The 26,878-nt window shown below is 46.6% G+C and carries 22 protein-coding genes; all 22 read left to right on the top strand.

Annotation, left to right across the window (positions count from 1 at the left end; translation table 11 throughout):
* Window positions 1-119 precede the first annotated feature (119 nt).
* The 22 genes from HGO97_RS07995 (at window position 120) to gdhA (ending at window position 26,695) form a co-directional block, all read left to right on the top strand.
* The gene (locus HGO97_RS07995) at window positions 120-1,712 is read left to right on the top strand and encodes a peptide chain release factor 3 (RefSeq protein ID WP_216240780.1); all 1,593 of its coding nucleotides are present in this window, start codon (window positions 120-122) and stop codon (window positions 1,710-1,712) included.
* Between the two features lie 87 nt (window positions 1,713-1,799).
* Window positions 1,800-2,183 carry an Asp23/Gls24 family envelope stress response protein gene (locus HGO97_RS08000; protein WP_216240781.1) on the top strand — a complete coding sequence of 128 codons (384 nt, stop codon included), beginning with the start codon at window positions 1,800-1,802 and terminating at the stop codon, window positions 2,181-2,183.
* A 918-nt stretch (window positions 2,184-3,101) separates the two neighbouring features.
* On the top strand, window positions 3,102-3,500 hold the full coding sequence (nusB, locus tag HGO97_RS08005) for a transcription antitermination factor NusB (protein WP_216240814.1): 399 nt from the start codon (window positions 3,102-3,104) through the stop codon (window positions 3,498-3,500).
* Between the two features lie 113 nt (window positions 3,501-3,613).
* Window positions 3,614-4,828, top strand: coding sequence for an exodeoxyribonuclease VII large subunit (gene xseA / locus HGO97_RS08010; protein WP_216240782.1), 1,215 nt, complete (start codon window positions 3,614-3,616; stop codon window positions 4,826-4,828).
* On the top strand, window positions 4,818-5,060 hold the full coding sequence (gene xseB / locus HGO97_RS08015; RefSeq protein WP_216240783.1) for an exodeoxyribonuclease VII small subunit: 243 nt from the start codon (window positions 4,818-4,820) through the stop codon (window positions 5,058-5,060). The genes xseA and xseB overlap by 11 nt, the downstream gene beginning before the upstream one ends.
* The gene (locus HGO97_RS08020; RefSeq protein WP_216240784.1) at window positions 5,050-5,940 is read left to right on the top strand and encodes a polyprenyl synthetase family protein; all 891 of its coding nucleotides are present in this window, start codon (window positions 5,050-5,052) and stop codon (window positions 5,938-5,940) included. Before xseB ends, HGO97_RS08020 begins: the two co-directional genes overlap by 11 nt.
* A gap of 23 nt (window positions 5,941-5,963) precedes the next feature.
* Window positions 5,964-7,838, top strand: coding sequence for a 1-deoxy-D-xylulose-5-phosphate synthase (gene dxs / locus HGO97_RS08025; RefSeq protein ID WP_216240785.1), 1,875 nt, complete (start codon window positions 5,964-5,966; stop codon window positions 7,836-7,838).
* 2 nt (window positions 7,839-7,840) lie between these two features.
* Window positions 7,841-8,644 carry a TlyA family RNA methyltransferase gene (locus tag HGO97_RS08030; RefSeq protein WP_216240786.1) on the top strand — a complete coding sequence of 268 codons (804 nt, stop codon included), beginning with the start codon at window positions 7,841-7,843 and terminating at the stop codon, window positions 8,642-8,644.
* A gap of 10 nt (window positions 8,645-8,654) precedes the next feature.
* The gene (locus HGO97_RS08035; protein ID WP_216240787.1) at window positions 8,655-9,488 is read left to right on the top strand and encodes an NAD(+)/NADH kinase; all 834 of its coding nucleotides are present in this window, start codon (window positions 8,655-8,657) and stop codon (window positions 9,486-9,488) included.
* A gap of 4 nt (window positions 9,489-9,492) precedes the next feature.
* Complete coding sequence (gene argR, locus HGO97_RS08040) at window positions 9,493-9,951, top strand: arginine repressor (RefSeq protein WP_216240788.1); 459 nt, start codon at window positions 9,493-9,495, stop codon at window positions 9,949-9,951.
* A 9-nt stretch (window positions 9,952-9,960) separates the two neighbouring features.
* A complete protein-coding gene (gene recN / locus HGO97_RS08045; protein ID WP_216240789.1) occupies window positions 9,961-11,637 on the top strand; it encodes a DNA repair protein RecN in 1,677 nt (558 codons plus the stop codon).
* A gap of 123 nt (window positions 11,638-11,760) precedes the next feature.
* Window positions 11,761-12,843, top strand: a complete 1,083-nt coding sequence (spoIVB, locus tag HGO97_RS08050) for a SpoIVB peptidase (protein ID WP_216240790.1) — start codon at window positions 11,761-11,763, stop codon at window positions 12,841-12,843.
* 92 nt (window positions 12,844-12,935) lie between these two features.
* Window positions 12,936-13,724, top strand: coding sequence for a sporulation transcription factor Spo0A (gene spo0A, locus HGO97_RS08055; RefSeq protein WP_216240791.1), 789 nt, complete (start codon window positions 12,936-12,938; stop codon window positions 13,722-13,724).
* An 86-nt stretch (window positions 13,725-13,810) separates the two neighbouring features.
* Window positions 13,811-15,259 (top strand): glycogen synthase GlgA, encoded by a 1,449-nt coding sequence (gene glgA / locus HGO97_RS08060; RefSeq protein ID WP_216240792.1) that lies wholly within the window; start codon window positions 13,811-13,813, stop codon window positions 15,257-15,259.
* A 42-nt stretch (window positions 15,260-15,301) separates the two neighbouring features.
* On the top strand, window positions 15,302-16,171 hold the full coding sequence (gene metF, locus HGO97_RS08065) for a methylenetetrahydrofolate reductase [NAD(P)H] (RefSeq protein ID WP_216240793.1): 870 nt from the start codon (window positions 15,302-15,304) through the stop codon (window positions 16,169-16,171).
* 12 nt (window positions 16,172-16,183) lie between these two features.
* Complete coding sequence (locus tag HGO97_RS08070) at window positions 16,184-16,840, top strand: vitamin B12 dependent-methionine synthase activation domain-containing protein (protein WP_216240794.1); 657 nt, start codon at window positions 16,184-16,186, stop codon at window positions 16,838-16,840.
* Between the two features lie 16 nt (window positions 16,841-16,856).
* Entirely contained in the window at window positions 16,857-19,253 is a 2,397-nt protein-coding gene (locus HGO97_RS08075) for a homocysteine S-methyltransferase family protein (protein ID WP_216240795.1), read from the top strand.
* Window positions 19,254-19,385: 132 nt separating this feature from the next.
* On the top strand, window positions 19,386-20,900 hold the full coding sequence (locus HGO97_RS08080) for a 4Fe-4S dicluster domain-containing protein (RefSeq protein WP_216240796.1): 1,515 nt from the start codon (window positions 19,386-19,388) through the stop codon (window positions 20,898-20,900).
* 235 nt (window positions 20,901-21,135) lie between these two features.
* On the top strand, window positions 21,136-23,775 hold the full coding sequence (gene alaS / locus HGO97_RS08085; protein WP_216240797.1) for an alanine--tRNA ligase: 2,640 nt from the start codon (window positions 21,136-21,138) through the stop codon (window positions 23,773-23,775).
* A 125-nt stretch (window positions 23,776-23,900) separates the two neighbouring features.
* Window positions 23,901-24,077, top strand: a complete 177-nt coding sequence (gene rpsU, locus HGO97_RS08090; RefSeq protein ID WP_004054229.1) for a 30S ribosomal protein S21 — start codon at window positions 23,901-23,903, stop codon at window positions 24,075-24,077.
* A gap of 199 nt (window positions 24,078-24,276) precedes the next feature.
* A complete protein-coding gene (locus HGO97_RS08095) occupies window positions 24,277-24,864 on the top strand; it encodes a putative ABC transporter permease (protein ID WP_216240798.1) in 588 nt (195 codons plus the stop codon).
* A gap of 496 nt (window positions 24,865-25,360) precedes the next feature.
* The gene (gene gdhA / locus HGO97_RS08100; RefSeq protein WP_216240799.1) at window positions 25,361-26,695 is read left to right on the top strand and encodes an NADP-specific glutamate dehydrogenase; all 1,335 of its coding nucleotides are present in this window, start codon (window positions 25,361-25,363) and stop codon (window positions 26,693-26,695) included.
* The last annotated feature ends 183 nt before the right edge of the window (window positions 26,696-26,878 follow it).

Genomic DNA, 26,878 nt, shown 5'->3' on the forward strand with positions numbered 1-26,878 from the left:
ATACTTATAATAGAAGCGAGAGCGGACCAGGCCTAAGCCAACAGGATGTATTTTCAGTCTTAAGGTGAAAGAAGATAAAAACCGAATCTGAAAATAATTTAGAGGAGATTAGGAAAGATATGTCAGAGATTACGAATGAAATAAAGAAAAGAAGAACGTTTGCGATTATATCCCACCCTGATGCGGGAAAGACGACACTGACGGAGAAGTTCCTGCTTTACGGAGGCGCCATCAACCAGGCGGGCTCTGTAAAAGGAAAGGCAACTGCAAAACATGCGGTTTCAGACTGGATGGAGATTGAAAAGGAGAGAGGTATTTCTGTGACCTCTTCTGTCTTACAGTTTAATTATGGAGGATATTGTATTAATATCCTGGATACACCGGGACATCAGGATTTCTCGGAGGATACGTACCGTACCCTCATGGCTGCGGATTCCGCGGTCATGGTGATCGATGCTTCAAAGGGCGTGGAGGCACAGACAAGGAAGCTGTTCAAGGTCTGCGTGATGCGCCATATCCCGATTTTTACATTTATCAATAAAATGGATCGAGAGGCAAGGGATACCTTCGAGCTTTTGGATGAAATCGAGAAGGAGTTAGGAATTGCGACCTGCCCGATCAACTGGCCGATCGGTTCTGGAAAAGCCTTTAAGGGTGTCTATGACAGGGCACAAAAAGAGGTGGAGCTGTTCTCTGATACGAATAAGGGGACGACGACCGGAGAAGTACGTAAGATTGATTCCAACAATCCAGAATTAGATTGGATTTTGGGGACCGAGGCTAAGATCGCATTAGAAGATGAAATCGAACTGCTGGATGGAGCGTCCGCAGAATTTGACCAGGAGATGGTCAACAGAGGAGAGCTGTCACCTGTGTTTTTCGGTTCTGCATTGACGAACTTTGGTGTGGAGACCTTTTTGCAGCATTTCCTCAAAATGACAAGCTCTCCGCTTCCAAGGATGTCAGATCACGGCGAGATTGACCCGATGACAGAGCCGGATTTTTCCGCGTTCGTCTTTAAGATACAGGCAAACATGAACAAGGCCCACAGAGACAGAATCGCATTCATGAGAATCTGCTCCGGTAAGTTTGAAGCTGGGATGTCTGTCTACCATGTGCAGGGCGGCAAGGATGTGCGTCTGTCACAGCCACAGCAGATGATGGCGAGCGAAAGGAAGATGGTGGAGCAGGCATACGGCGGGGATATCATTGGAATCTTTGATCCGGGCATCTTTTCCATTGGAGATACATTGACGACCTCGAAAGAAAAGTTTGCCTATGAAGGGATTCCAACCTTTGCACCCGAGCATTTTGCCCGAGTGCGTCAGGTGGATACCATGAAGCGGAAGCAGTTCGTCAAGGGAATCAATCAGATCGCTCAGGAAGGTGCGATTCAGATTTTCCAGGAGTACAACACTGGGATGGAAGAGATTATCGTGGGAGTCGTGGGTGTACTGCAGTTCGATGTGCTCAAGTACCGTCTAAAGAATGAGTACAATGTAGAAATCCGACTGGAGAACCTGCCTTACGAGCACATCCGCTGGATTGAAAATGAGGAGATCAACATGGACAAACTGGTCGGAACCTCTGATATGAAGAAGATCAAAGACTTGAAAGATCGTCCGCTGCTGCTGTTCGTGCATGAGTGGAGCATCCGTATGACAATGGACCGCAATAAAGATCTGATCCTTTCCGAATTCGGTCGTTCCTGATATTTCCCTTTGCAAACATAGGGATATTTGTTATAATGTAAAAAGAATCAAAACAAAAAGAATTAAACCGACGGGAGGTTTTTACAAATGGCAAAGGATGAAAGAAATACTTATTCAATACAGAACGACTCCAGTATGGGAGAAGTCAAGATTGCAGACGAGGTCGTTGCAATCATAGCAGCACTTGCAGCTACCGAGGTGGAAGGCGTTGCATCTATGGCAGGGAACATCACCAACGAACTGATCAGCAAGCTTGGTATGAAGAACCTTTCCAAGGGAGTAAAAGTGGACGTGCTTGAGGGTGTCGTGACCGTATCCCTGGCATTAAATTTGAAATATAACTATAGTATCATGGAAATCTCATCTAAGGTACAGGAAAAAGTAAAGAACGCGATTGAGAATATGACAGGACTCGAAGTTGCTGATGTCAACATCAAAGTAGCCGGTGTCGAAATGGAGAGTCAGGAGTAGGAAGAAAAGTTTGGATGTATGATGGAGGTCGCTTGAGGTAAGATCAGCCGGAGCTCTGTGGTGCAGTCCAATGCCGATGCAAAGTGCAGGCCGTTTGCAAACGGATTCTAAGAACAGAAAAGCGGAAAATGAAGGTACAGCTGACACATCACGGGAAAATCGATATTTTCCCGCTCTGGGTCAGCTAGAAATGTGATTCGGAATCACATTTCTCCCTCCATTTTCCGCTTTTCTGTCCTAAGAATCCGTAAGCGCACTATAAGCACTTCGCATCGGCATTGGACTGCATCGCAGAGCTCCGACTGGTCTTACCTCAAGCTAGGTTCATCCAATTGGTCCTGCAAAATTTACTTCCTTGGGAGCTGACTTACCGGTAAATGCATGCTTACATTTGTGTCCTTGTGGACGTTATAGTTGTGTGTCCTCAGGATCTTGAATGATTCTAAAAACCGTGATTTTTACGCGCTATTCCCCCGAGGATAACTTTCTTTCCAATCAGGATGAGCGTAGTCTGCCAGAAGGAGGGGAGGGCGGGGAGTGGACATGCATACCGGGGCGCAGGCGTAGAATAAGCTTAGCAGGACTTTATAAAATTCAGCCAGATCAGCGGAATGGAATTTGTTTTCCAAAACAAATTCCAACAAGTGTTGAGCTGCGTTTGCATCAGCAAACGGAGCGAATCACTTGGCTTTCCGTTGATCTGGCTGAATTTTATTTAGTCCTGTTTAGCGAATGGAAAGCCGCGCCCCGGTATGCATGTCCACTCCCCGCCCTCCCCTCCTTCTGGCAGACGGCCCCTCCTTTTTTCCGAAAGTATGTTTTCCAAGAATAGTTGCAAAGAGGTGGGAATCTGTAGTATAATAATCGGAGTTGTAACATGTCCCCCGTTTTTAGGAGACATTAATGAAAGGAGCCACTATGGTAAGAAGAGAACTTCGGGAGCACATTTTTAAGATACTGTTCCAGATTGAATTCAATGATATGAGTGATATGCCGGAGCACTTGATGCTTTATTTTGAGAATTTAGAGAGTGCTACAGATGAAGATAAAGAATACATAAAGAACAAGTTTGAAGCAGCAGCCAAGAAAGTCGAGGAGATTGACGCCATCCTGAATGAGAAGACGACAGGGTGGAAGACTACTAGAATGAGCAAGGTGGATCTGACGATCTTACGTCTGGCGGTCTATGAGATGAAGTGGGATGATGATGTGCCGACGGGAGTCGCTATCAATGAGGCCGTGGAGCTGGCGAAGAGATTCAGCGGAGAAGAAGGCCCAGCATTTGTAAATGGAGTGCTCGGAAAGCTGGCAGACTAGGTCAGACTGACAGTTGAGAAGAGCTTGGCAGACCAGATCAGACTGGAAGACGGAATCAGACAGCAGCCGGATACCGACAAGATTGGATGATCCGGCTTTTGGGAGGGTACAGGATGCGTAATGTCTATACGGTAAAGCAGGTCAATGCATATATTAAGAATATGTTCACTCAAGACTTCATGTTGAACCGGATTTATGTGAAGGGTGAAGTATCTAACTGCAAATACCATACATCAGGGCATATATATTTTTCACTCAAGGATGAGTCCGGCACGATTGCCTGCGTGATGTTCGCGGGCTCGCGATCAGGGCTTTCTTTTCGTATGCAGGAAGGACAGCAGGTCGTTGTTCTGGGCTCTGTCAATGTGTATGAAAGAGATGGTAAATATCAGCTTTATGCCAGGGAGATCATCTTAGACGGTGCGGGGCTTCTTTATGAGAAGTTTGAGGCCCTGAAGAAAGAGTTAGAAGAGATGGGGATGTTCGCGAAGGAGTACAAGCAGCCGATTCCGTCTTATGTAAAGACGGTGGGAATCGTGACGGCTCCCACGGGAGCAGCGGTCCGGGATATCATCAATATTGCTTCCAGGCGCAACCCCTATGTGCAGTTGATTTTGTATCCGGCCCTGGTTCAGGGGGAAGGTGCGGCGGCGAGCATTGTCAGAGGAATCCAGGCTCTGGAGAAGAAAGGCGTGGATGTCATGATCGTGGGCCGCGGCGGCGGTTCCATTGAGGATCTCTGGGCTTTTAACGAGGAGTCCGTGGCAAGAGCGATTTTTGAGTGTCGTGTACCGGTCATTTCCGCGGTCGGGCATGAGACAGATACAACGATTGCAGATTATGTGGCGGATCTGCGTGCCCCTACACCTTCAGCAGCGGCTGAGCTGGCAGTCTATGAATATTTGAAAGTTGCAGGGACCATGCGTGAATATGAGGCCCGTATGCGCAGAAATATGATGCAGAGGATCACAGCCGAGAGGCGAAGGAGCGAGCAGGCGGCACTCAAGCTGAGGCTGACGCATCCCAGACAGAAGCTGTTGGAGAAGCGGCAGCGTGCCGTAGATTTGGAGCAGAGACTGCGTCTTAGGATGGAGGAATGTCTGAATCAGCGAAGACATCGTTTCGCTCTGTATGTAGAACAGATGAAGGGGCTGTCCCCTTTAACCAAACTGAATCAGGGATATTCTTATGTAGAAGGTCCTTCTGGTGAAAATGTGAAGTCTGTACATCAGACAAAGCCGGGGGATGAAATCAGGATTTTTATGACGGATGGTAATGTCCGTGCAGAAGTGAAAGAGATTGCGGAGGTGACAGAGGATGGCAGGTAAGACGGCCGGCAAGGCGAAAGAAACAGAAGAAAAGAAGCTTTCTCTGGAGGAACTCTTTGAGAACCTGGATGAGGTGGTGTCCAGACTGGAAGGCGAGGATATTTCACTGGAGGAATCCTTTCAGCTCTATCAAAAGGGGATGGAGATGCTCAAGGAGTGCAATGAAACGATAGATACAGTAGAGAAGAAGGTCCAGATGCTGGATGAGGATGGTGAAGTTCATGAATTTTAAAGAAACATACCAAAGAAAAGTAGAGGAGATCGAGCAGATTTTGAGGGCATATCTGCCGGAACAGGAAGGGTATCAGAAGGTCATCATGGAGGCGATGGAATACAGCCTGATGGCAGGAGGTAAAAGACTGCGGCCGATGCTGATGAAGGAGTCATACCGACTGTTCGGCGGAGAATCTGCCTTGATCGAGCCGTTCATGGCAGCAATCGAGATGATACACACCTATTCTCTGGTACACGACGATCTGCCGGCGATGGATAATGATGACTACCGCAGGGGCAGGAAAACGACACATGTGGTATACGGGGAAGATATGGGAATCCTTGCAGGGGATGCCCTTTTGAATTATGCCTTCGAGACTGCTGCAAAGGCCTTTGATATGGCGCCGCAGGCAAGTCTTGAGATTGGAAAGGCGATGCAGATTCTGGCGAAAAAAGCTGGCATCTATGGGATGATCGGCGGTCAGGTCGTGGATGTGAAATCTACGAAAACTACGGTTTCCGGCGAGGTATTAGATTTTATCTATAAGCTGAAGACAGGGGCTTTGATTGAATCTTCTATGATGATTGGTGCAGTTCTTGCAGGAGCAGATGAGGCACAGGTGAAGACAATAGAGGAGATCGCGGGGATGGTCGGCCTGGCATTCCAGATTCAGGATGATATTCTGGATGTCATTAGCACTGCAGAGGTTCTTGGCAAACCAATTCACAGTGATGAAAAGAATGAGAAGACAACATATGTGACATGGAAAGGTCTGGATGAGGCGAAGGCACTTGTGGAGCAGATTTCCATGGAAGCAATACAAAAGTTAGAGAGCCTGAATCCGCCGGATATGTATCTGGCAGAGTTGTTAGAATCCCTGATCCACCGGGATAAATAGAAATCAGGAAAGAGGAATTCCTTATGATATTAGAAAAAATCCAAAAGGAAAATGATATCAAACAGTTGGAGCCGGAGGAATTGGGGCTTCTGGCAGAGGAAATCCGGGAGTTTCTGATCGAGAAGATCAGTATGACCGGGGGACATCTGGCATCGAATCTGGGCGTGGTGGAGCTTACGATGGCTTTGCACCTTGCATTTGATCTGCCTGGGGATAAGATGATCTGGGATGTGGGACATCAGGCATACACCCATAAGATTCTGACCGGACGCAGGGCAGGCTTTGACGATCTGCGAAAATATGGCGGAATGAGCGGTTTCCCGAAGCGTAAGGAAAGCGATTGTGATGCCTTTGATACCGGTCACAGCTCTACCTCCATTTCCGCAGGGCTGGGCTATGTCGCGGCCAGGGATATCCAGGGGCAGGATCATCATGTCATTTCGATTATTGGGGATGGGTCCATGACCGGAGGGATGGCCTATGAAGCATTGAATAATGCATCACGGTTGAAGAGTAATTTTATTATTGTATTGAACGACAATAACATGTCCATCTCTGAAAATGTAGGCGGCATGTCCAAATATCTGAATGGCCTGCGCACGGCGGATGCCTATGTGGGATTGAAAAAAGGTGTGGAGGATACCCTTCTTAAGATTCCGGTGCAGGGAGAGAAAATCATCCACCAGATGAAGAAGACAAAGAGCGGAATTAAGCAGTTGATCGTACCCGGAATGTTTTTTGAGGATATGGGAATCACTTATTTAGGTCCGGTGGATGGGCACGATGTGAAGAGACTATACAAGGCCTTCCAAGAGGCAAAACGGGTAGATCATGCAGTTCTGGTTCATGTCCTGACGAAGAAAGGAAAGGGCTACGAGCCAGCGGAAAAGAATCCATCCCGTTTTCATGGGACAGGACCATTTGTGATCGAGACCGGGGAGCCGAAGTCAAAAAGCACAAAGGACAGCTATACGGATGTCTTTTCCAAGGTGCTGTGCGACATCGGCAGAAAGGACGAAAAGGTCGTGGCAATCACGGCGGCAATGGCAGGCGGAACGGGGCTTGACCGCTTTAAGAAGCATTTTCCAGATCGTTTCTTTGACGTGGGGATTGCGGAGGAGCATGCCCTTACGTTTGCGGCAGGACTTGCGGCAGGAGGGATGAAGCCGGTCGTGGCGTTATACTCTTCCTTTTTACAGCGGGCTTATGACCAGGCTATCCATGACATCTGTCTCCAGAAGCTTCCGGTCGTACTGGCGGTAGACCGCGCAGGACTGGTGGGCAGTGATGGGGAGACACATCAGGGGCTGTTCGATCTGTCCTTCTTATCCACGATTCCGAATATGACCGTGATGTCACCGAAGAACCGTTGGGAGATGGCAGATATGATTCGTTTTGCCGTTGATTTTAACTGTCCTGTAGCACTCCGGTATCCGAGAGGAGAGGCATATGAGGGACTTAAGGAGTTCCGTGCCCCGCTTGTATATGGCAAAGGGGAGGTCCTGTATGAGGAGGAAGATATTGCCCTCTTTTTTGTAGGTCATATGGCTTCGATCGCTGAGAGAGTGCGAACCCGGCTCAAGGAGATCGGTTATAGCTGCAGTCTCATCAATGCCAGGTTCGTGAAGCCTCTGGATGAGGCGCTCTTAGAACAGATGGCGAAAGAGCATTCCCTGTTCGTTACGGTGGAAGAGAATGTTTTGACAGGCGGCTATGGAGAACAACTGTTAGAATATGTGTCCCGGGCACGTCTTGATGTGGATGTCCTTAATATCGGAATCCCGGATGATTATGTAGAACACGGGAATGTGGATGTCCTGCGCCATGAGGTCGGCCTGGATGAAGAGACTATTGTAAAGCAGATTATTACAGAATATGTGACGATAAGGAAAGAATAGACATGAAGGAACGATTAGATGTTCTGCTTGTGAAACGCAACCTTGCAGAATCCAGAGAAAAAGCAAAAGCCATCATTATGTCCGGCAATGTATTTGTGGACGGTGAGAGGGAAGACAAGGCAGGCTCTTCCTTTTCTGAGGATGTACAGATCGAGGTGAAGGGCCATACACTGCCATATGTAAGCCGGGGCGGACTGAAGCTTGAAAAAGCACTTGCGAATTTTGACGTTACGGTGGAAGGGAAGGTCTGTACGGATGTAGGTTCTTCCACGGGAGGCTTTACAGACTGCATGCTCCAGAACGGGGCAGTCAAAGTCTTTGCCATCGATGTGGGGCGCGGACAACTGGACTGGAAGCTTCGTCAGGATGAGAGGGTCGTATGTATGGAGAAGACCAACATCCGTTATGTGACCCCGGAAGATATCGGGGAGCCGGTAGATTTTTCTTCCATTGATGTCTCTTTTATCTCCCTGACTAAGGTTCTTGAGCCGATTCGCAACTATCTGACAGCGGATGGGGAGATTGTCGCTCTGATCAAGCCGCAGTTTGAGGCAGGACGTGAAAAGGTCGGGAAAAAAGGTGTGGTGAGAGAGCGCAGCACTCATCATGAGGTCATTGAAAAGGTGGCTTCTTACGCCAATTCAATTGGATTTGAAATTTTAAATATTGACTTTTCTCCGATCAAGGGACCGGAGGGAAACATTGAATACCTGATTCATTTGAAAAAGCGGGAAGAAGGCGCACCAGAGATTGCAGTGGATCTGCAGTCTGTCGTAGATAGAGCATTTGAAACTTTGGCTAAATAAGAGGTATAAGATGGACAATTTTTATATGATAACCAATATGCTCAAAGACGGTGACCTCAGGATTACAAAAGAGATCATGGCGTATATTGAGCAGAATCAGAAACACTGTATCTTATCAGAAAAAGATGAAGAAGGACACATCATCCCGGGTACCGTGCCGAAAGGGATAGATTGTGCGCTTGTGTTAGGCGGGGATGGGACTCTCATCCGTGCCGCAAGGGAACTGGAAGGACATAATATTCCGTTGCTTGGAATCAATCTTGGGACATTGGGTTACCTGACAGAGGTAGAACTCAATGATTATCAGAAGGCTCTTGATAAGCTGTTTGAATCCAGGCCCGTGATTGAGGAACGGATGATGATGCGCGGTACTGTGGAGGGACTGATCGATGATGTGGCCATGAATGATATCGTCGTGACGAGAGAGGGAAGCCTTCGGGTGGTCCATTTTAATGTATATGTCAACGGCGAGATGCTCAACAGCTATCTGGCGGACGGCGTAATCATTTCCACACCGACAGGGACGACCGGATATAATCTTTCTGCGGGAGGTCCAATCGTAGAACCGACGGCCAGCATGTTCGTGATTACCCCGATCTGTTCCCATGCGCTGAATACGAGCAGCATCGTGCTTTCAGCAAAGGATACGATTGAGGTGGAAATCTGCGAGGGCCGTTATGGCAGGACGGAGCATGCAAGTGTTACATTTGATGGTGCCAGTACGGTGCCGTTGGTGACTGGAAATCGAATCCTGATCAGAAAGTCACAGGAAACAACGAAACTGGTGAAACTGAGTAAAGAGAGTTTTATGAAGACTATGCGCGAGAAAATGAAAGGAAACTAGGACAATGAAGGTCAGTCGTCATGCAAAAATAATCGAATTAATCAGCCAGAATAATATTGAAACCCAGGAAGAACTGGCGGAGCGCTTGAATGGTGCCGGTTTCAAGGTAACTCAGGCAACCGTATCCAGAGACATCAGGGATCTTAAGCTCACTAAGGTATCTGTTGACGGCGGAAAGCAGAAGTATGTTGTGCTTAAGCCGGAGGAGGACGGGATGAGCGAAAAGTATATCCGTGTATTAAAAGACGGGTATGTTTCCATGGATATGGCACAGAATATTCTTGTTATTAAAACGGTCTCAGGCATGGCAATGGCAGTTGCAGCGGCGGTCGATGCGATGAAATGGAATGAGGTCGTAGGATGCATCGCGGGAGATGACACGATTATGTGTGCGATCCGAAGTGTAGATGAGACGGTAGCTGTCATGGACAAGATTCACAAGATTGTGTCTAAAGGGAATTAGGAAGAGAATATGTTACAATATCTGCATGTAAAAAATTTAGCATTGATTGATGAAATTGAAGTAGAGTTCCGGGAAGGGTTGAACATCCTGACCGGAGAGACTGGAGCCGGGAAGTCCATTATCTTAGGCTCTGTGAATCTTGCCCTGGGAGGCAGATATAACGCGGATATGCTGCGCAAGGGTGCGCAGGCTGGTCTGGTGGAATTGATTTTTACTATTGAGGATGATGCCATCAAAAAACAGCTTGAGGCATTGGATATCTTCCCGGAGGACGGACTTCTTGTGCTGTCCAGAAAACTGATGGAGGGACGCAGTATCAGCAAGATCAACGGAGAGACGGTGAACATGAGCGTGTTAAGAGATGTTGCCAGTCTGTTGATTGATATCCATGGACAGCATGAACACCAGACACTGCTGCATAAGAAGAATCACCTGGCACTCTTGGATGTATATGCAGGGGAATCAGTGGAGAAACTGAAAAAGGCAGTCTCAAAGTCTTATCGTGAATACCAGAAATGTAAAAAGAAATTGGAAGAGTCTGGTATGGATGAGCAGAGCAGACAGAAGGAGCTTTCTCTTGCGGAATTTGAAATCCAGGAGATTACAGAAGCCGGCCTTCTGGACAACGAGGATGAGGAGCTGGAGGCGCTCTATCAGCGTATGACAGAGAGCCGCCGTTATACGGAAGGAATTGCGGAGACCTATCAGTACACGAGTGAATCTGCATCTGCCAATGCAAGTGACCTGCTCAGCCGGGCAATTCGTGCATTTCAGGATGTCAGTGAATGTGATGACAAGGGAGCCACGCTGTATGAGCAGCTCGTGGAGATCGACAGCCTTCTGAATGATTTTAACCGGGAACTGTCCGAATATGAAAAAAGCTTTGAGTTCTCAGAGGAAGAATATTATGAGACAGAAAGCCGGTTGAACCTGCTCAACCATTTAAAGGCAAAATATGGAAGCGGTGTCAGTGAAATTAAAGAATACTGCCGTCAAAAGACGGAAAGACTAAATGAACTGAAAGATTATGAAAATTATATTGCAGAGCTGAACAAAAATCTCATAAAATGTGAAGAGGAGTTAAAGAAGTATTCCTTGGCACTTAGCAAGGCTAGAAAAAAGGCAGGCATTTCTTTTGAAAAGGAAATCTCCCAGGGACTCAAGGATCTGAATTTCCTGGATGTAAAGTTCGAGCTGCGTCTGAATGAGCTGGATTCTTACACATCCAATGGAAAGGACGAAGGCGAATTCTATATTTCCACAAATCCGGGAGAGGCTTTGAAACCACTTAGTAACGTGGCCTCCGGCGGTGAGCTTTCCAGAATCATGCTGGCGATCAAGGCAGTCCTGGCAGATAAGGAAGAAACACCGACCTTGATCTTCGATGAGATCGATACCGGAATCAGCGGGATCACGGCCGGGAAGGTCGCGGAGAAGATGCATGTGATCGGCAGGAGCCGACAGGTGATCTGCATCACCCATCTGCCTCAGATCGCAGCGATGGCAGATGCTCATTACCTGATTCAGAAGGAGGCAAAGGAAAATATTACTAAAACAGAGATTTTCTGTCTGGAAGAGTCAGAATCCATTCAAGAGCTTGCAAGACTTCTGGGCGGTGCGAATGTGACCGGTAAGATATTAGAAAGTGCTGCTGAGATGAAAGAAATGGCAAAGCGTGAAATATAATACCAGAGTGAAAAAAGCGATGTGCACACATACTAAAAACGGATACCAATTGGTACCCGTTTTTTTCTTTTATATTAATATGCTTTTCGAAAAACTGAAAGCGCATAGAAAGGGTGTGGATGCATGAAGAGACGCTGGCAGAAACAAATCATGGTGATGATATCTGCTGCTTTTCTGGCCTTTGGAGCAGGATATTTCGGGTGGTCGGCGGCCGATGCCATGGAGCAGACCGAGGTCAGCACAGAGACGATCAGTGAAGACACGGTCCTGCTCGGCGGGATGCCGGTCGGGATCTATATGGAGACGGACGGCGTGATGGTGCTTGATACGGATCATATCAAGGGTGTGGACGGAGTCGAATATGAGCCGGCCGGCCATCTGGTAAAATGCGGGGATTATATTACCGGATTGAATGGGAAGAAGATTGCGAATAAGAAGGAACTGATGGAAGCTCTGAAGGATCTGGATGGAGAGGATGTCATCCTAAAGCTGCGCAGAGAGGATGAGATGATTGATGTCCGGGTAAAGCCTGTGGAATGCGGCACCGATGACTATAAGCTGGGAATCTGGGTCAGAGATAATGTACAGGGACTGGGGACTATCACATTTTTGACAGGGAATAGTGAGTTCGGGGCGCTGGGACATGGAATACACGATACGGACACGAACGTCCTTTTGTCTATTGCAGAAGGAACTCTGTACAAGACGAGCATTCATTCAGTCAAAAAGGGAGAGAATGGCATTCCGGGCAGTATGGAAGGGATTATTGTCTATAATGGCTATAATAAGCTCGGGAGCATTGAAAAAAATACGGATGAAGGGATATATGGCAAAGTCGACAAGATCGATGAGCTGTTTTCCGAACAGATTCCAGTGCAGACTGCATCAAAAGAGGAGATAGAAATTGGCGACGCGACAATACGTTGCTTTGTCGACAACGAAATCAAAGAATACAGCATTCAGGTGACAGATATCGACGATTCCGGACGGGAGGCAAACAAGGGACTGGTCATCCAAGTGACAGATCCCGAACTCCTTGAAAAGACCGGAGGAATCATACAGGGAATGAGCGGAAGCCCTATTTTGCAGAACGGAAAATTAATCGGAGCGGTGACGCACGTGTTCGTCCAGGATTCCACAAAAGGCTACGGCATTTTTATTGAAAATATGCTCGACAATGTTGCAAGTCAGACTTTGTCGAATTAGAGAAACAAATTCCCCTTGATTCTGCAATCATTGGCAGATATAATAATCGAGTGGCGTTTCCTTGGATCTGGTCCTTAGAGGAGAGAGGGATTATGGAACATTTAAACGTGGCCATCGCTGATGATAATGAAAGAATTTTGGACTTACTTGAAGAAATCATCAACATGGACAAGGAGCTGAATGTGGTGGGAAAGGCTAAAAATGGTGAGGAGATGTGTCAAATCATCAAAAACAAACAGCCGGACGTGGTTCTTCTTGATCTGATTATGCCGAAAATGGACGGACTGACCGTGATGGAAAAGATCAATCAAGACAAAACCATGACAAAACGCCCTGATTTTATTGTCGTAACAGCAGTTGGCCAGGAAAAAATTACAGAAGACGCTTTCAACAAAGGCGCAAATTACTACATCATGAAACCTTTTAATAACGAGATGTTGTTGAATCGCATAAAAACTGTAAGAAAAGTGTTCCGAAACCACGAAAAGAAAAATGATGAATTATCCGTAAGTACCGGCATCAGAGAAGAGGACCTGGAAAATCGTGTCACAAATATGCTTCACGAGATCGGCATTCCCGCTCACATCAAAGGATACCATTATTTAAGAGACGCAATTATGATGGCTGTTGAAGACATGGATGTACTAAATGCTATTACAAAAGTACTTTATCCGACAGTAGCCAAGAAATATCAGACAACATCCAGTCGTGTAGAACGCGCGATCAGACATGCAATTGAAGTAGCATGGAACCGCGGAAAGTTAGATACACTGGATGAACTGTTTGGTTATACGGTGAGCACAGGAAAGGGAAAACCGACAAATTCTGAATTTATCGCATTGATTGCAGATACGATCCAATTGGAGTATAAACACAGATAATTCTTCCCTTTGCCTCAAAAATGAGGTATAATAGTCAATAGCATAATGCTTCGAACATAACTCGAGGAAAGTGGGAGGGTTTATTTATGAAAAATATTTTATTTGCATCATCCGAGTGTGTACCTTTTATCAAGACAGGAGGATTGGCTGATGTTGTCGGTTCACTGCCCAAATATTTTGACAAGAAAAAATACGATGTCAGAGTTGTCCTGCCCAAATATACATGCATGAACCAGAAATGGAAAGACATGCTGGAATATGAGAACCATTTTTATATGGATATCGCAGGTGTGGACCAATATGTCGGTATTTTAAAGTGTGTATACGACAATATTACATTTTATTTTATCGATAACGAGTATTATTTCGGCGGATTCGCTCCTTATGATGGCGATCCCAAGTGGAATATCGAGAAGTTCGCATTCTTCTCAAAGGCAGTATTGAGCATCCTCCCTGTTATCGGATTCCGTCCGGAACTCATCCACTGTCATGACTGGCAGACTGGACTGATTCCTGTTTACCTCGATAATTTCCGTTATCTTGGAGAGTATTATCGTGGTATCAAGACCGTGATGACGATACATAACTTAAAGTTCCAGGGCGTATGGGATACGAAGACGGTCCAGGGCATCACAGGGCTGCCGGATTACTATTTCGCACCGGATAAGATGGAAGCATACAAAGACGCGAATCTGCTCAAGGGCGGAATCGTTTATGCAGATAAAGTGACAACTGTCAGCCAGACCTATGCCCAGGAGATCAAGACTCCATTCTTTGGGGAAGGCCTTGACGGATTGATGCAGGCAAGATCGAACGATCTGTCCGGTATCGTGAATGGACTGGATTACGAAGAATATTGTCCATTTAAGGATAACAGGATTGCCAAGAAATTTACAGTAGACACATTTAGAAAGAACAAACCATATAACAAGGCTGCTCTTCAGGAAGAGCTCGGGCTGGAGAAGGACCCGAAGATCATGATGATCGGTATGGTATCCAGACTGACTGACCAAAAGGGATTTGACCTTGTAGACTATATCATGGATGACCTTTGCCAGGATGCGGTACAGATTGTCGTACTTGGCACAGGAGAAGCAAAATACGAGAACATGTTCCGTCATTTTGCATGGAAGTACTCAGGAAAGGTTTCTGCGAATATCTTTTATTCAGAGGATCTATCTCATAAGATCTATGCGTCATGTGATGCATTCCTTATGCCGTCTCTGTTCGAACCATGTGGACTGAGCCAGTTGATGAGCCTTAGATACGGAACGATTCCGATCGTAAGAGAGACCGGAGGATTAAAGGATACAGTAGAGCCATATAATGAATTTGAAAAGACCGGAACGGGATTTAGCTTCTGCAATTATAATGCACAGGAAGTATTGAATACCGTCCGTTATGCAGAACGTATCTATTACGATAAGAAACGTGACTGGAATAAAATTGTAGAACGAGCTATGAATATGGATTTCTCATGGAAGAATTCTGCAAGACAGTATGACGATTTATATAAGAGCCTGATCGGAGAATAAGAAGGGGATTTTGGCTATCTATTATACACAGGAGAAGAAGGCATGAAGATTATAGACAGACTGAAAGAAGACCGGATACATATATCATTTGAAGTGTTCCCACCGAAGACAGATGCAGGATTTGACAAGGTCCTTGCTGCGACCGATAAGATTGCAGGGCTTTCCCCTGATTTTATCAGTGTCACCTATGGTGCAGGCGGAGGAACGAGTAAGAATACTGCGAAGATCGCAAAGCATATCAAGGAAGATTTAGGCGTGGAGAGCCTGGCACATCTGACCTGCGCATCCTCTACCAAGGAGGAAGTAAGGATGGTGATCGCGAACCTGAAAGAGCTGGGAATCGAGAATATCCTGGCACTCAGGGGAGATATTCCGGCAGATATGGGTTTTCCGACCGAGGACAGATTCCATTATGCGTATGAGCTTGTTAAAGAGATTCGTAATTCGGGAGATTTTTGCATCGGTGCAGCATGTTATCCGGAAGGGCATGTGGAGAATGAGCATAAAGAAGATGACATCAAGTATTTAAAACAGAAGGTAGACAGCGGTGTTGACTTCCTGACGACTCAGATGTTCTTTGACAATGACATCCACTATAATTTCTTATACCGTATCCGTGAAGCAGGAATCACGGTTCCGGTCCTGCCGGGAATCATGCCGATTACAAGCGCAAAGCAGATGAAGAGAAGCTGTGAATTATCAGGGACAGTATTCCCAAGAAGGTTTCAGGCGATTCTGGACCGGTTCGGAGACTGCCCGGAGGCGATGCAGCAGGCTGGTATTGCATATGCGACGGACCAGATCATTGACCTGCTTGCAAATGGTGTAAAGAATATTCATATTTATTCCATGAATAAACCAGAGGTTGCAAAAGCGATCATGGACAACTTGTCAGAAATTATTAAATGCTAGGAGCTATAACAGATGGATCAGATGACAAAGGAAGCCATCCGCTATCTGGGGTATGGAAAGCATGCGGTAGATGAAAAGACTCTTGCGCTGATTTCAGATTCCTTTCGGAATCTGGAGGATGCGGCGGACAAGAGATCCATCTATCGCATCTTTGATTTTCAACAGATAGCGGACGACCGGCTTAAAATCGGGGAGACAGAGGTGCAGAGCAAAAGCTTGGGCAGGAATTTAAGAGGGTGCAGCGGAATCGTTTTATTCGGTGCTACACTGGGCACGGCCGTGGACCGATTGATTACACGGACTTCACTGACTGACATGGCGGCAGCGGTTGTATTACAGGCATGCGCGGCAGCGGTGCTGGAGGAGTACTGCGACGAATGCCAGGCAGAGATCGGAAGGATACTTGGACAGGAAGGACTCTATCTGCGGCCCAGATTTAGTCCGGGGTATGGGGATTTCGATATCTGCTTCCAGGAGCCTCTGATGAGGATGCTGGATTGTGCAAAGACAATCGGGCTTACGATGACGGACAGTTATATGATGACACCAACAAAATCTGTAACAGCCGTAATCGGTGCAAGTAAGACAAAAGAGAACTGTCATACAAAGGGATGCGAGGTCTGTGATAAGAAAGATTGTATCTACAGAAGGAATGTCCCGGTGACATAAGCAGAAAGGACAGAATATGATTTTAGACAGATTAGGAAAAGAACTGCTGTTTTTTGATGGCGGTATGGGAACACTGCTGCAAGCAGAAGGATTGAAGCCGGGGGAGCTGCCGGAGACCTGGAATATGACCCACCCGGAGACTGTAATTGAAATTCACAGGAAGTATATTGAAGCTGGAAGTGATATTGTCCTGGCGAATACGTTCGGGGCCAATGCTCTAAAGTTCCATGACAAGTCGTGCTCATTGAAAGACATCGTTACTGTGGCAGTCGGCCATGTGAAAGAGGCGGCCAGACGGGCAGAGACTAACGGACGCAGGATTTATACGGCGCTGGATATCGGCCCCACAGGAAAGCTGTTAAAGCCTATGGGAGATCTGGATTTTGAGGAAGCTTACCAGGCCTTTCGGGAGGTGGTCAAATATGGAGAGGAGGCAGGAGCCGACCTGATTCATATTGAGACGATGAGTGATACCTATGAGTTGAAGGCGGCAGTGCTTGCGGCGAAGGAGAACACGGATCTTCCCGTGTTCGTAACAACGATTTTTGATGAACGGGGGAAGCTTTTGACAGGTGCGGATGTTCCTGCAGTGACCGCTCTGCTGGAGGGACTGCGCGTGGATGCGATGGGAATCAACTGTGGACTCGGGCCCAGGCAGATGCTTCCCATCCTGGAGGAAATCTTGAAATATTCTTCCCTCCCAATCATAGTGAAGCCGAACGCAGGGCTTCCGAAGCAGGTGGATGGCGAGACTGTATATGATGTCTCTCCGGAAGAGTTTGCTTTTGTGATGCAGGAAATCGTCAGGAAGGGCGCTGCTGTGATTGGCGGCTGCTGCGGCACCACACCGGAACATATCCATGCGATGATCAAACTCTGCCGTGGGATAAAGATCAAACCCCTGGAGCCAAAAGAATGGACCATGGTGTCTTCCTATGGACAGGCCGTGTGCTTAGGAGAGGGATCTAAGATCATTGGAGAACGGATCAATCCTACAGGCAAGAAAAAGTTCAAGCAGGCTCTAAAGGAGCATGACCTGGATTACATTCTGAGGGAGGGAATCACGCAGCAGGACAAGGGAGCACATATCCTGGATGTGAATGTGGGGCTCCCGGATATTGACGAGACAGCCATGATGCGCGAGGTGGTGACCGAGCTGCAGAGCGTGACAAATCTTCCGCTGCAGATCGATACGGTGGACGTGAATGCGATGGAGGCTGCACTTCGCATTTATAATGGAAAAGCGATGGTGAACTCCGTCAGCGGCAAACAGGAGTCCATGGATGCTGTCTTCCCACTTCTTCAAAAATACGGTGGTGTCGTGATCGGGCTTACATTGGATGAAAAGGGAATCCCTGAAACAGCTGACGGCAGGGTGAAGATTGCAGAACAAATCATTGCAGAAGCTGCGAAGTACGGAATCCAGAAGAAGGATATCGTGATCGACGTTTTGTGTATGACAATCAGTTCCGAGCCGGATGGAGCGAGGGTCACTCTCGAAGCCTTAAAAAGAGTGCGGGAAGAACTGGGGGTTCACACTGTACTGGGAGTATCTAATATATCCTTTGGACTGCCCAGCCGTCCGGTCATCAACGCTGCATTCTACACGATGGCGATGCAGAATGGTTTAAGCGCAGGAATCATCAATCCGTCCTCGGAGGAGATGATGAAGTCCTATTATGCATTTCATGCACTGATGAATCTGGATCAGAACTGTGAGCATTATATTGCCCAGTATGCGGGGGCAGCGCCTGCCGCTCCAAGTGCAACAGGCGCTGCAGGCAGCCAGATGCAGCTTGACACTGCAATCGAAAAGGGTCTGAAGGAAGATGCGCACCGCATTACTATGGAGCTGGCTAAGACAAAGGCACCCTTAGATATCATCAATGAGTATCTGATTCCGGCTTTGGACCATGTCGGAAAAGGCTTTGAGACGGGAACTGTATTCCTGCCACAGCTTTTGATGAGTGCGGAGGCAGCAAAGGCGGCATTTTCGGTCCTGAAAGACATTCTGGCTGCCAGCGGCAGTGAGGTCGAAAAGAAGGAAAAGGTCGTACTCGCGACAGTCAAAGGAGATATCCATGATATCGGGAAGAATATCGTGAAAGTGCTTCTGGAAAATTACAGCTTTGAGGTGGTGGATCTGGGGAAGGATGTGCCTCCTGAGTTGATCGTGGAGACCGTATTAAAGGAAAACATCCGTCTGGTGGGCTTGAGCGCCCTGATGACGACAACGGTAGTCAGTATGGAAGAGACAATCCGGCAGTTAAAAAAGCAGGCACCGGACTGTAAGGTGATGGTCGGGGGCGCAGTTTTGAACCAGGAATATGCGGATATGATCGGAGCAGATTTTTATGGGAAGGATGCTATGCAGTCCGTCTATTATGCGCAGAAGCTGCTCCAGGGAAAGTAGGCTGGAATGTACCTTTTTTTGTACAAGGAACGGTATTGACTATTTTTTAACAAAACGGTATAGTGGTAATGCAAAGTAAGAGGAAGCGGACAAAGTGCCGTTTTTTAAGAGAATTCAGGAGGAAGATGACCTATGATGAGAGGACTGCAGACGCCTGTCAGAGCGATTCGAAGACGCGTTTTTACAGAAGTTGCAAAGTTGGGATTTAAAGCTGACGCGGAGACGTTGTTAGCAGATATGGAAGCAATACCTTATGAGATTGTGAATGATGATACCGAGGTTCAGTACCGCGAGAGTACATATCGTGCCCGCGCGATCGTAAGAGAGAGACTGAGACTGGCAATGGGATTGTCCCTGCGCCCGGAGAATAAGCCAGTCCATCTGACTGCCGGAGTAGAAGCAAGTAATATTTCTGAAAAATACTATGAGCCGCCTCTTATGCAGGTCATTCCTTCTGCGTGTGAACGCTGTGAGGAGAACAAATACGAGGTCAGCAATATGTGTAAAGGATGTCTGGCACATCCATGCCAGGAGGTCTGTCCAAAAGGTGCGATCTCCATGGTGAACGGAAAGTCTTATATTGATCAGGAGAAGTGTATCAAGTGTGGTAAATGTAAATCTGTCTGTCCTTATGATGCGATCACTAAGAAGGAAAGACCTTGTAAGAATGCCTGCGGCGTGGGCGCCATCGTTTCCGATAAGCATGGCAGAGCCTATATTGATACAGAGAAGTGCGTATCCTGCGGTATGTGTATGGTAAGTTGTCCGTTCGGTGCGATTTCTGATAAGTCACAGATTTTCCAGTTGACCCGCGCACTCAAGGAGGGCGGCGAGATCGTAGCAGAGATCGCACCGGCTTTCGTTGGGCAGTTCGGCGAGAATATTACACCGAGAAATATCAAGGCGGCCCTGCAGGAACTCGGCTTTTCAGAAGTATATGAGGTTGCCTTAGGAGCAGATATCGGAGCAATTTCAGAGGCGCATCACTATGTGGAAAAAGTAGTTTCTGGTGAACTGCCGTTTCTTTTGACTTCCTGCTGTCCATCCTGGGCGATGATGGCGAAGAAGTTCTTCCCGGATCTGATCGATCAGATTTCAGAGGAACTGACCCCTATGGTGGCAACGGCACGTACGATCAAAAAGGAACATCCGAATGCGAGAGTTGTCTTCATTGGGCCTTGTGCTGCGAAGAAGCTGGAGGCTTCCAGAAGGACGGTGCGAAGTGATGTAGACTTTGTTGTTACATATGAGGAACTCCAGGCAATGTTCGATGCAAAGGAAATCGACCTGACGAAGTATTCCGCAGAATCCTCCTTCCATGATGCGACAGGAGCGGGCCGTGGATATGCGTGCGCTGGTGGTGTTGCAGAGGCGATTGAAAAGTGTGTCAATGAGTATTATCCAGGAGTGGAAGTCAATATCGAACATGCGGAAGGACTTGCAGAATGTAAAAAGATCCTGACTCTGGCAAAGGCCGGCCGGATGAATGGATGTCTGATCGAAGGTATGGGATGTCCGGGCGGATGTATTGCAGGAGCAGGTACGAATATCCCGGTGGCGAAGGCGAAAAAGGCACTTACAAATTATGTGAAGAATTCAACAAAGAATATTCCGCCGGAAGAATTGGCTGAGATTGAATTGAAATAATAAAATCGTAGTAGTTTGCGCCTATAGATATGCGCAAATAGTATTTGAAAAACCGTTACAGCTATGGTATGATAGGTTAGACACGCAGAGTGGATGAATATCCACTCTGTTTCTGTTGACTATATATGCATATCGGACCCTGAACACCGGCCAGGTGTTTAAGGGACGTGTCAGATACAACATAGAGCAGGCAAGGTTGGTCTGCTTTAGATAAAGAAACCGGGAGGACGAGGTTATGCAACCATATGGAGTGAATCAATTAAGAAAGATGTTTTTGGAGTTCTTTGAGAGCAAAGGACACCTGGCAATGAAGAGTTTTTCTCTGGTGCCGCACAATGACAAGAGCCTTCTGCTCATCAATTCAGGAATGGCTCCGCTCAAGCCTTATTTTACAGGCCAGGAGATCCCGCCGCGCAAGAGAGTGACGACTTGCCAGAAGTGTATCCGTACAGGCGATATCGAGAATGTAGGTAAGACTGCACGCCACGGTACATTTTTTGAGATGCTGGGTAATTTCTCATTCGGTGATTATTTTAAGGAAGAGGCAATCGCATGGTCATGGGAATTTTTGACAGAAGTGGTGGGCCTTGACCCGGACAGATTATATCCGTCTGTCTATCTGGAGGATGACGAAGCATTTGAGATCTGGAATAAGAAGATGGGAATTCCGGCGGAACGTATTTTTAAGTTCGGCAAGGAAGATAATTTTTGGGAACATGGTTCCGGCCCATGCGGTCCGTGCTCTGAAATCTACTATGACAGGGGCGAAAAGTACGGATGTGGAAGAGAAGATTGTACAGTAGGCTGTGAATGCGACCGTTATATGGAGATCTGGAATAACGTATTTACCCAGTTCGATAATGATGGGAAGGGCCATTATGAAGAGCTGGAGCAGAAGAATATTGATACAGGGATGGGCCTGGAGAGACTGGCATCTGTTGTGCAGGATGTGGATTCTATTTTTGATGTGGATACCATCAAAGCCCTCCGCGACCATGTGTGCCGTCTTGCAAAGGTGGAATATGGGAAAGACGAGAATACGGATGTTTCTATCCGTGTCATCACGGACCATATTCGTTCCGTTACATTCATGATTTCTGATGGCATCATGCCTTCTAATGAAGGTCGCGGATATGTGCTGCGCCGTCTGTTAAGAAGAGCATGCCGTCACGGAAGACTGTTGAATATTGAAGGTAATTTCCTGCCGGAGCTGGCACTGACTGTCATCGAAGGTTCTAAGGATGGATATCCAGAGCTGGAGGAAAAGAAGGACTTTATTTTAAATGTAATTGCAAAGGAAGAGGAACAGTTCAATAAGACGATCGATCAGGGACTGGGAATTTTATCCGATATGATCAAAGAGATGGAAGAGAAGGGGACTAAGACCCTGTCCGGCGACGAGACATTCCGGTTATATGATACCTATGGATTCCCGATCGACCTTACTAAGGAGATTTTGGAAGAGAAGGGAATGGATGTGGATGAAGAAGGATTCCACGCAGCCATGGAGGTACAGCGTCAGACTGCAAGAGCAGCACGCGGTGTGACGAACTACATGGGAGCCGATGTGACCGTATACGAGTCCATCGATCCAAGCATTACAAGTACATTCGTAGGATATGAGAATCTGACCTGTGTATCAGAGATTACCGTTCTGACAACAGAGACAGAGATTGTGGATGCTCTGTCAGACGGTGAGAAAGGCACTATCTTTGTGAAAGAGACACCTTTCTATGCGACCAGTGGTGGTCAGGAGGCCGATACAGGAGTGATTCGCACGGCAGAAGGAGAATTCCAGGTAGAAGACACAATCAAGCTTCTGGGCGGCAAAATCGGTCATGTCGGCCGGGTCGTAAAGGGCATGATTAAGACAGGCGATCAGGCAGAACTGGCAGTAGATGAAGAGAAACGTGCTCTGTCCGCAAGGAATCACAGTGCGACTCATCTGCTTCAAAAAGCTTTAAGAACCGTACTTGGAACACATGTTGAGCAGGCTGGTTCCAGTGTGAACGAAGATAGACTGCGTTTTGACTTTACTCATTTCTCTGCATTGACTCCTGAAGAACTCAAAAAGGTAGAAGAGATCGTCAATGAGAATATTGCGAAGGGACTTCCGGTCGAGGTACAGAACATGCCGATCGAGGAGGCAAGAAAGACAGGCGCGCAGGCACTGTTCGGTGAAAAATACGGCGATATCGTCCGCGTTGTAAATATGGGCGGATTCTCTATTGAATTCTGCGGCGGAACTCACGTAAAGAACACCAGCGAGATCATGGCCCTTAAGATTTTGTCCGAGACAGGGGTAGCAGCAGGAGTGCGCCGTATCGAGGCATTGACCTCTAAGGGACTTCTGAAATATTACGATGCTCTGGAACAGAGGCTGAACGAGGCGGCTAAGGCTCTCAAGGCCACACCGGAGAATCTGGCAGAGAAGATTGGCCATATGATGTCTGAAAATAAAGCGCTGCATTCAGAGGTGGAGAGCTTAAAGAGCAAACTGGCACAGGATGCCATGGGCGATGTCATGGATCAGGTACAGGAAGTAAAAGGCGTGAAGCTTCTGGCTGCAGAGGTGGATGGCGTTGATATGAACGGCCTGCGTGATCTCGGTGACCAGCTCAAAGAAAAGCTGGGAGAAGGGGTCGTTGTTCTGGCATCCGGTAATGACGGTAAAGTGAGTCTTATGGTAACCGCCACAGAAGCAGCTATGAAGCAGGGCGCACATGCAGGGAACCTTGTCAAAGCAATTGCCGGACTGGTAGGCGGAGGCGGAGGCGGACGCCCGAATATGGCACAGGCCGGTGGAAAGAACCCGGCAGGCATCAAAGATGCGCTGGGGAAAGCAAAGGAGACACTGGAAGGACAACTTTCTTAGTTTTTTTCGCAGAAATGGTTGACGTTTATCGAAAATATGGTATAATCTTTTGTAGTGCAATAAATATACCCGAACAGTCGTATGATGCACAATACAAGGCTGGAGGGGAGGTTAGGTGTGAGACTATGTCAAATGTAATCGTTAAAGAAAACGAGACGTTAGATAGCGCTTTACGCAGATTCAAAAGAAACTGTGCAAAAGCTGGCATTCAGCAGGAGATTCGCAAAAGAGAACACTATGAGAAGCCAAGCGTAAGACGTAAGAAAAAATCTGAAGCTGCTAGAAAACGCAAGTATAATTAATATGTGCAGATAAATAGAGTGTTGAAAAACACTCTATTTTTATGCTCATAAAGAGGGATAACAATTTGTAAATGACAGGATTTCCCTAAAGTTTTAAGATTTGTTTAAGACTTTCCAAAGTTCGTAGAAATGAAGAAAAAGCTGTGGTATGATATTTCATGTAAGCTGACAGATAGAAAGATAAGACGGAGTGATTAGAATGTGGGACAAGATTATTTTAGGAAAAGACATATACCATGTGGTGCTTTGGTTCCTTACATATAGTATCCTTGGATGGGTAGTAGAATCTATCTATATGTCGATCTGCAACAGAAAATGGACGAACCGTGGGTTTTCAAGAGGCCCTATTTGTCCTATTTATGGTGTGGGTGCACTGACAGTATACTTCCTGTTAAGTCCGTACAGTCATAACAGGGTACTTCTATTCTTCCTGGGTGCGGTTCTTGCTACTGCGATTGAATGGGCTACGGCCAGGATCATGGAGCGGCTGTTTGGAGAGATTTGGTGGGATTATACGGACAAGCCCTTCAATTATAAGGGAATTCTCTGCCTGGAGAGTACTCTTGCCTGGGGGTTATATACGGTGATCTTATTCGGAGTACTTCATGGGTTCGTAGAACGGATCGTCAATGCGATACCATTTCATATTGGCAGAATTGCAGGAGCTGTATTGATTATCCTTTATGTGATTGATTTCCTGACAACGGTATATCAGGAAAAAAGAGAAGAACTGCCATTTCATTTTACTGAGATCAAGGACCGTTTCTGGAATTTCATGGGACGCTAGGAGACGAGAGTTATTAAAAATATGGGAATATAAAGGGATATCATGGATTTGCGTTCATGATATCCCTTTGTTATTATAGAAAAGTTCTCCTCATGCAAGTTTCGCAAGTGAAATTCATTGTACTTCAAAAGAGGCTTCACTCGTCCTAGGCCTGCTTCTATAAATTGAATATAAAATAGGACGAAATGAATAATGAAAAATGAATTCTTGCAAAATTAAGAAAATTGTAGTTATGGTAAAAAGAAAACTAAAGGATTAAAACCACATGCCAAATGGGAAAGAAACGTTTGTATACTGGGTGGAATTACAGGAAAACGAAGGTGACATTAGAAATGAAGAGTTAGATTTATTGGGGTGAAGTGATAAAGTTATAAAAAATATGAAATTTTTCATTGACAAAACTGCAATTAGTCTTTAAAATAATACGAGTAGACAATGCAGGTAAATAAAGGAAGATAAATTCTTTTGATTTTATTGATTTCAGGAGGTATTAGAGATGTCATACGTAGATGAAGTGATTGAATTGGTAGTGAAGAAGAACCCGGCAGAACCTGAATTCCATCAGGCAGTCAAAGAAGTGCTGGAATCCCTGAGAGTCGTTGTTGAGGCGAACGAGGAAAAGTACCGCAGAGATGCGCTACTGGAGAGACTTGTTGAGCCTGAGAGACAGTTAAAGTTCCGTGTGCCGTGGGTAGATGATAACGGCCAGGTACAGGTAAATACCGGATACCGTGTACAGTTCAACAGCGCGATCGGACCATACAAAGGAGGACTTCGTCTGCATCCATCTGTGAACCTTGGAATCATTAAGTTCCTTGGATTTGAACAGATCTTTAAGAATTCCCTGACCGGGCTTCCAATCGGCGGTGGAAAGGGTGGATCTGATTTTGATCCGAAAGGAAAGTCAGATAGAGAAGTCATGGCGTTCTGCCAGAGCTTTATGACAGAATTATGTAAATATATTGGAGCAGATACAGACGTTCCGGCAGGTGACATCGGAACTGGTGCCAGAGAGATTGGTTATATGTATGGTCAGTATAAGAGAATCCGCGGTCTCTCAGAAGGTGTTCTGACAGGTAAGGGATTAAGCTACGGCGGTTCCTTAGCGCGTACAGAAGCGACTGGATATGGCGTTCTATACCTGACACAGGAGATGCTCAAGATGAACGGAATTGAACTTGCAGGTAAGACCGTGGCAGTTTCTGGATCTGGTAATGTTGCCATCTATGCGACACAGAAGGCACAGCAGTTAGGAGCTAAGGTTGTGACCGTCAGTGATTCTAATGGCTGGGTATATGATCCGGACGGAATCGATGTAGAGGCATTAAAGGAAATCAAAGAAATCAGACGTGCAAGACTGACAGAATATAAGATGTATCGTCCGAACTCAGAATACCATGAGGGAAGAGGCGTATGGTCTGTTAAGGTCGACATTGCCCTGCCATGTGCGACACAGAACGAACTGCTTCTGGATGATGCCAAGGCACTGGTCGCTAATGGCTGTATTGCAGTAGCAGAGGGAGCTAATATGCCTACTACGCTTGAGGCGACAGAATATCTGCAGGCGAATGGAGTGCTGTTCGCACCTGGTAAGGCAGCAAATGCCGGCGGCGTTGCGACATCTGCACTTGAGATGTCACAGAACAGTGAAAGATTAAGCTGGTCCTTCGAAGAAGTAGATAACAGATTACAGCGCATCATGGTGGATATCTGCCACAATATGGCAGATGCAGCAGAGAGATACGATGTGAAAGGCAATTACGTTGTAGGTGCCAATATCGCAGGTTTTGAGAAGGTCGTAGATGCAATGATGGCACAGGGAGTAGTATAAGATCGAAGCAATATAAAGTTCATAGAATTTGAGGCGTCCATAAGGGTTATCCCTTTAGGATGCCTCTTTTCATTATGGGTCGGATAGACCCTGTTGAGTACGTTGGAGTTTCTCAGCAGAGAAACGGAAACGTGCGAAATATAAACCACCCGCTATGCGGGTGCGCGACGTTTGTTATACAAA

The sequence above is a fragment of the Faecalicatena faecalis genome (assembly GCF_012524165.2).
GTDB lineage: Bacteria > Bacillota > Clostridia > Lachnospirales > Lachnospiraceae > Faecalicatena_A > Faecalicatena_A faecalis.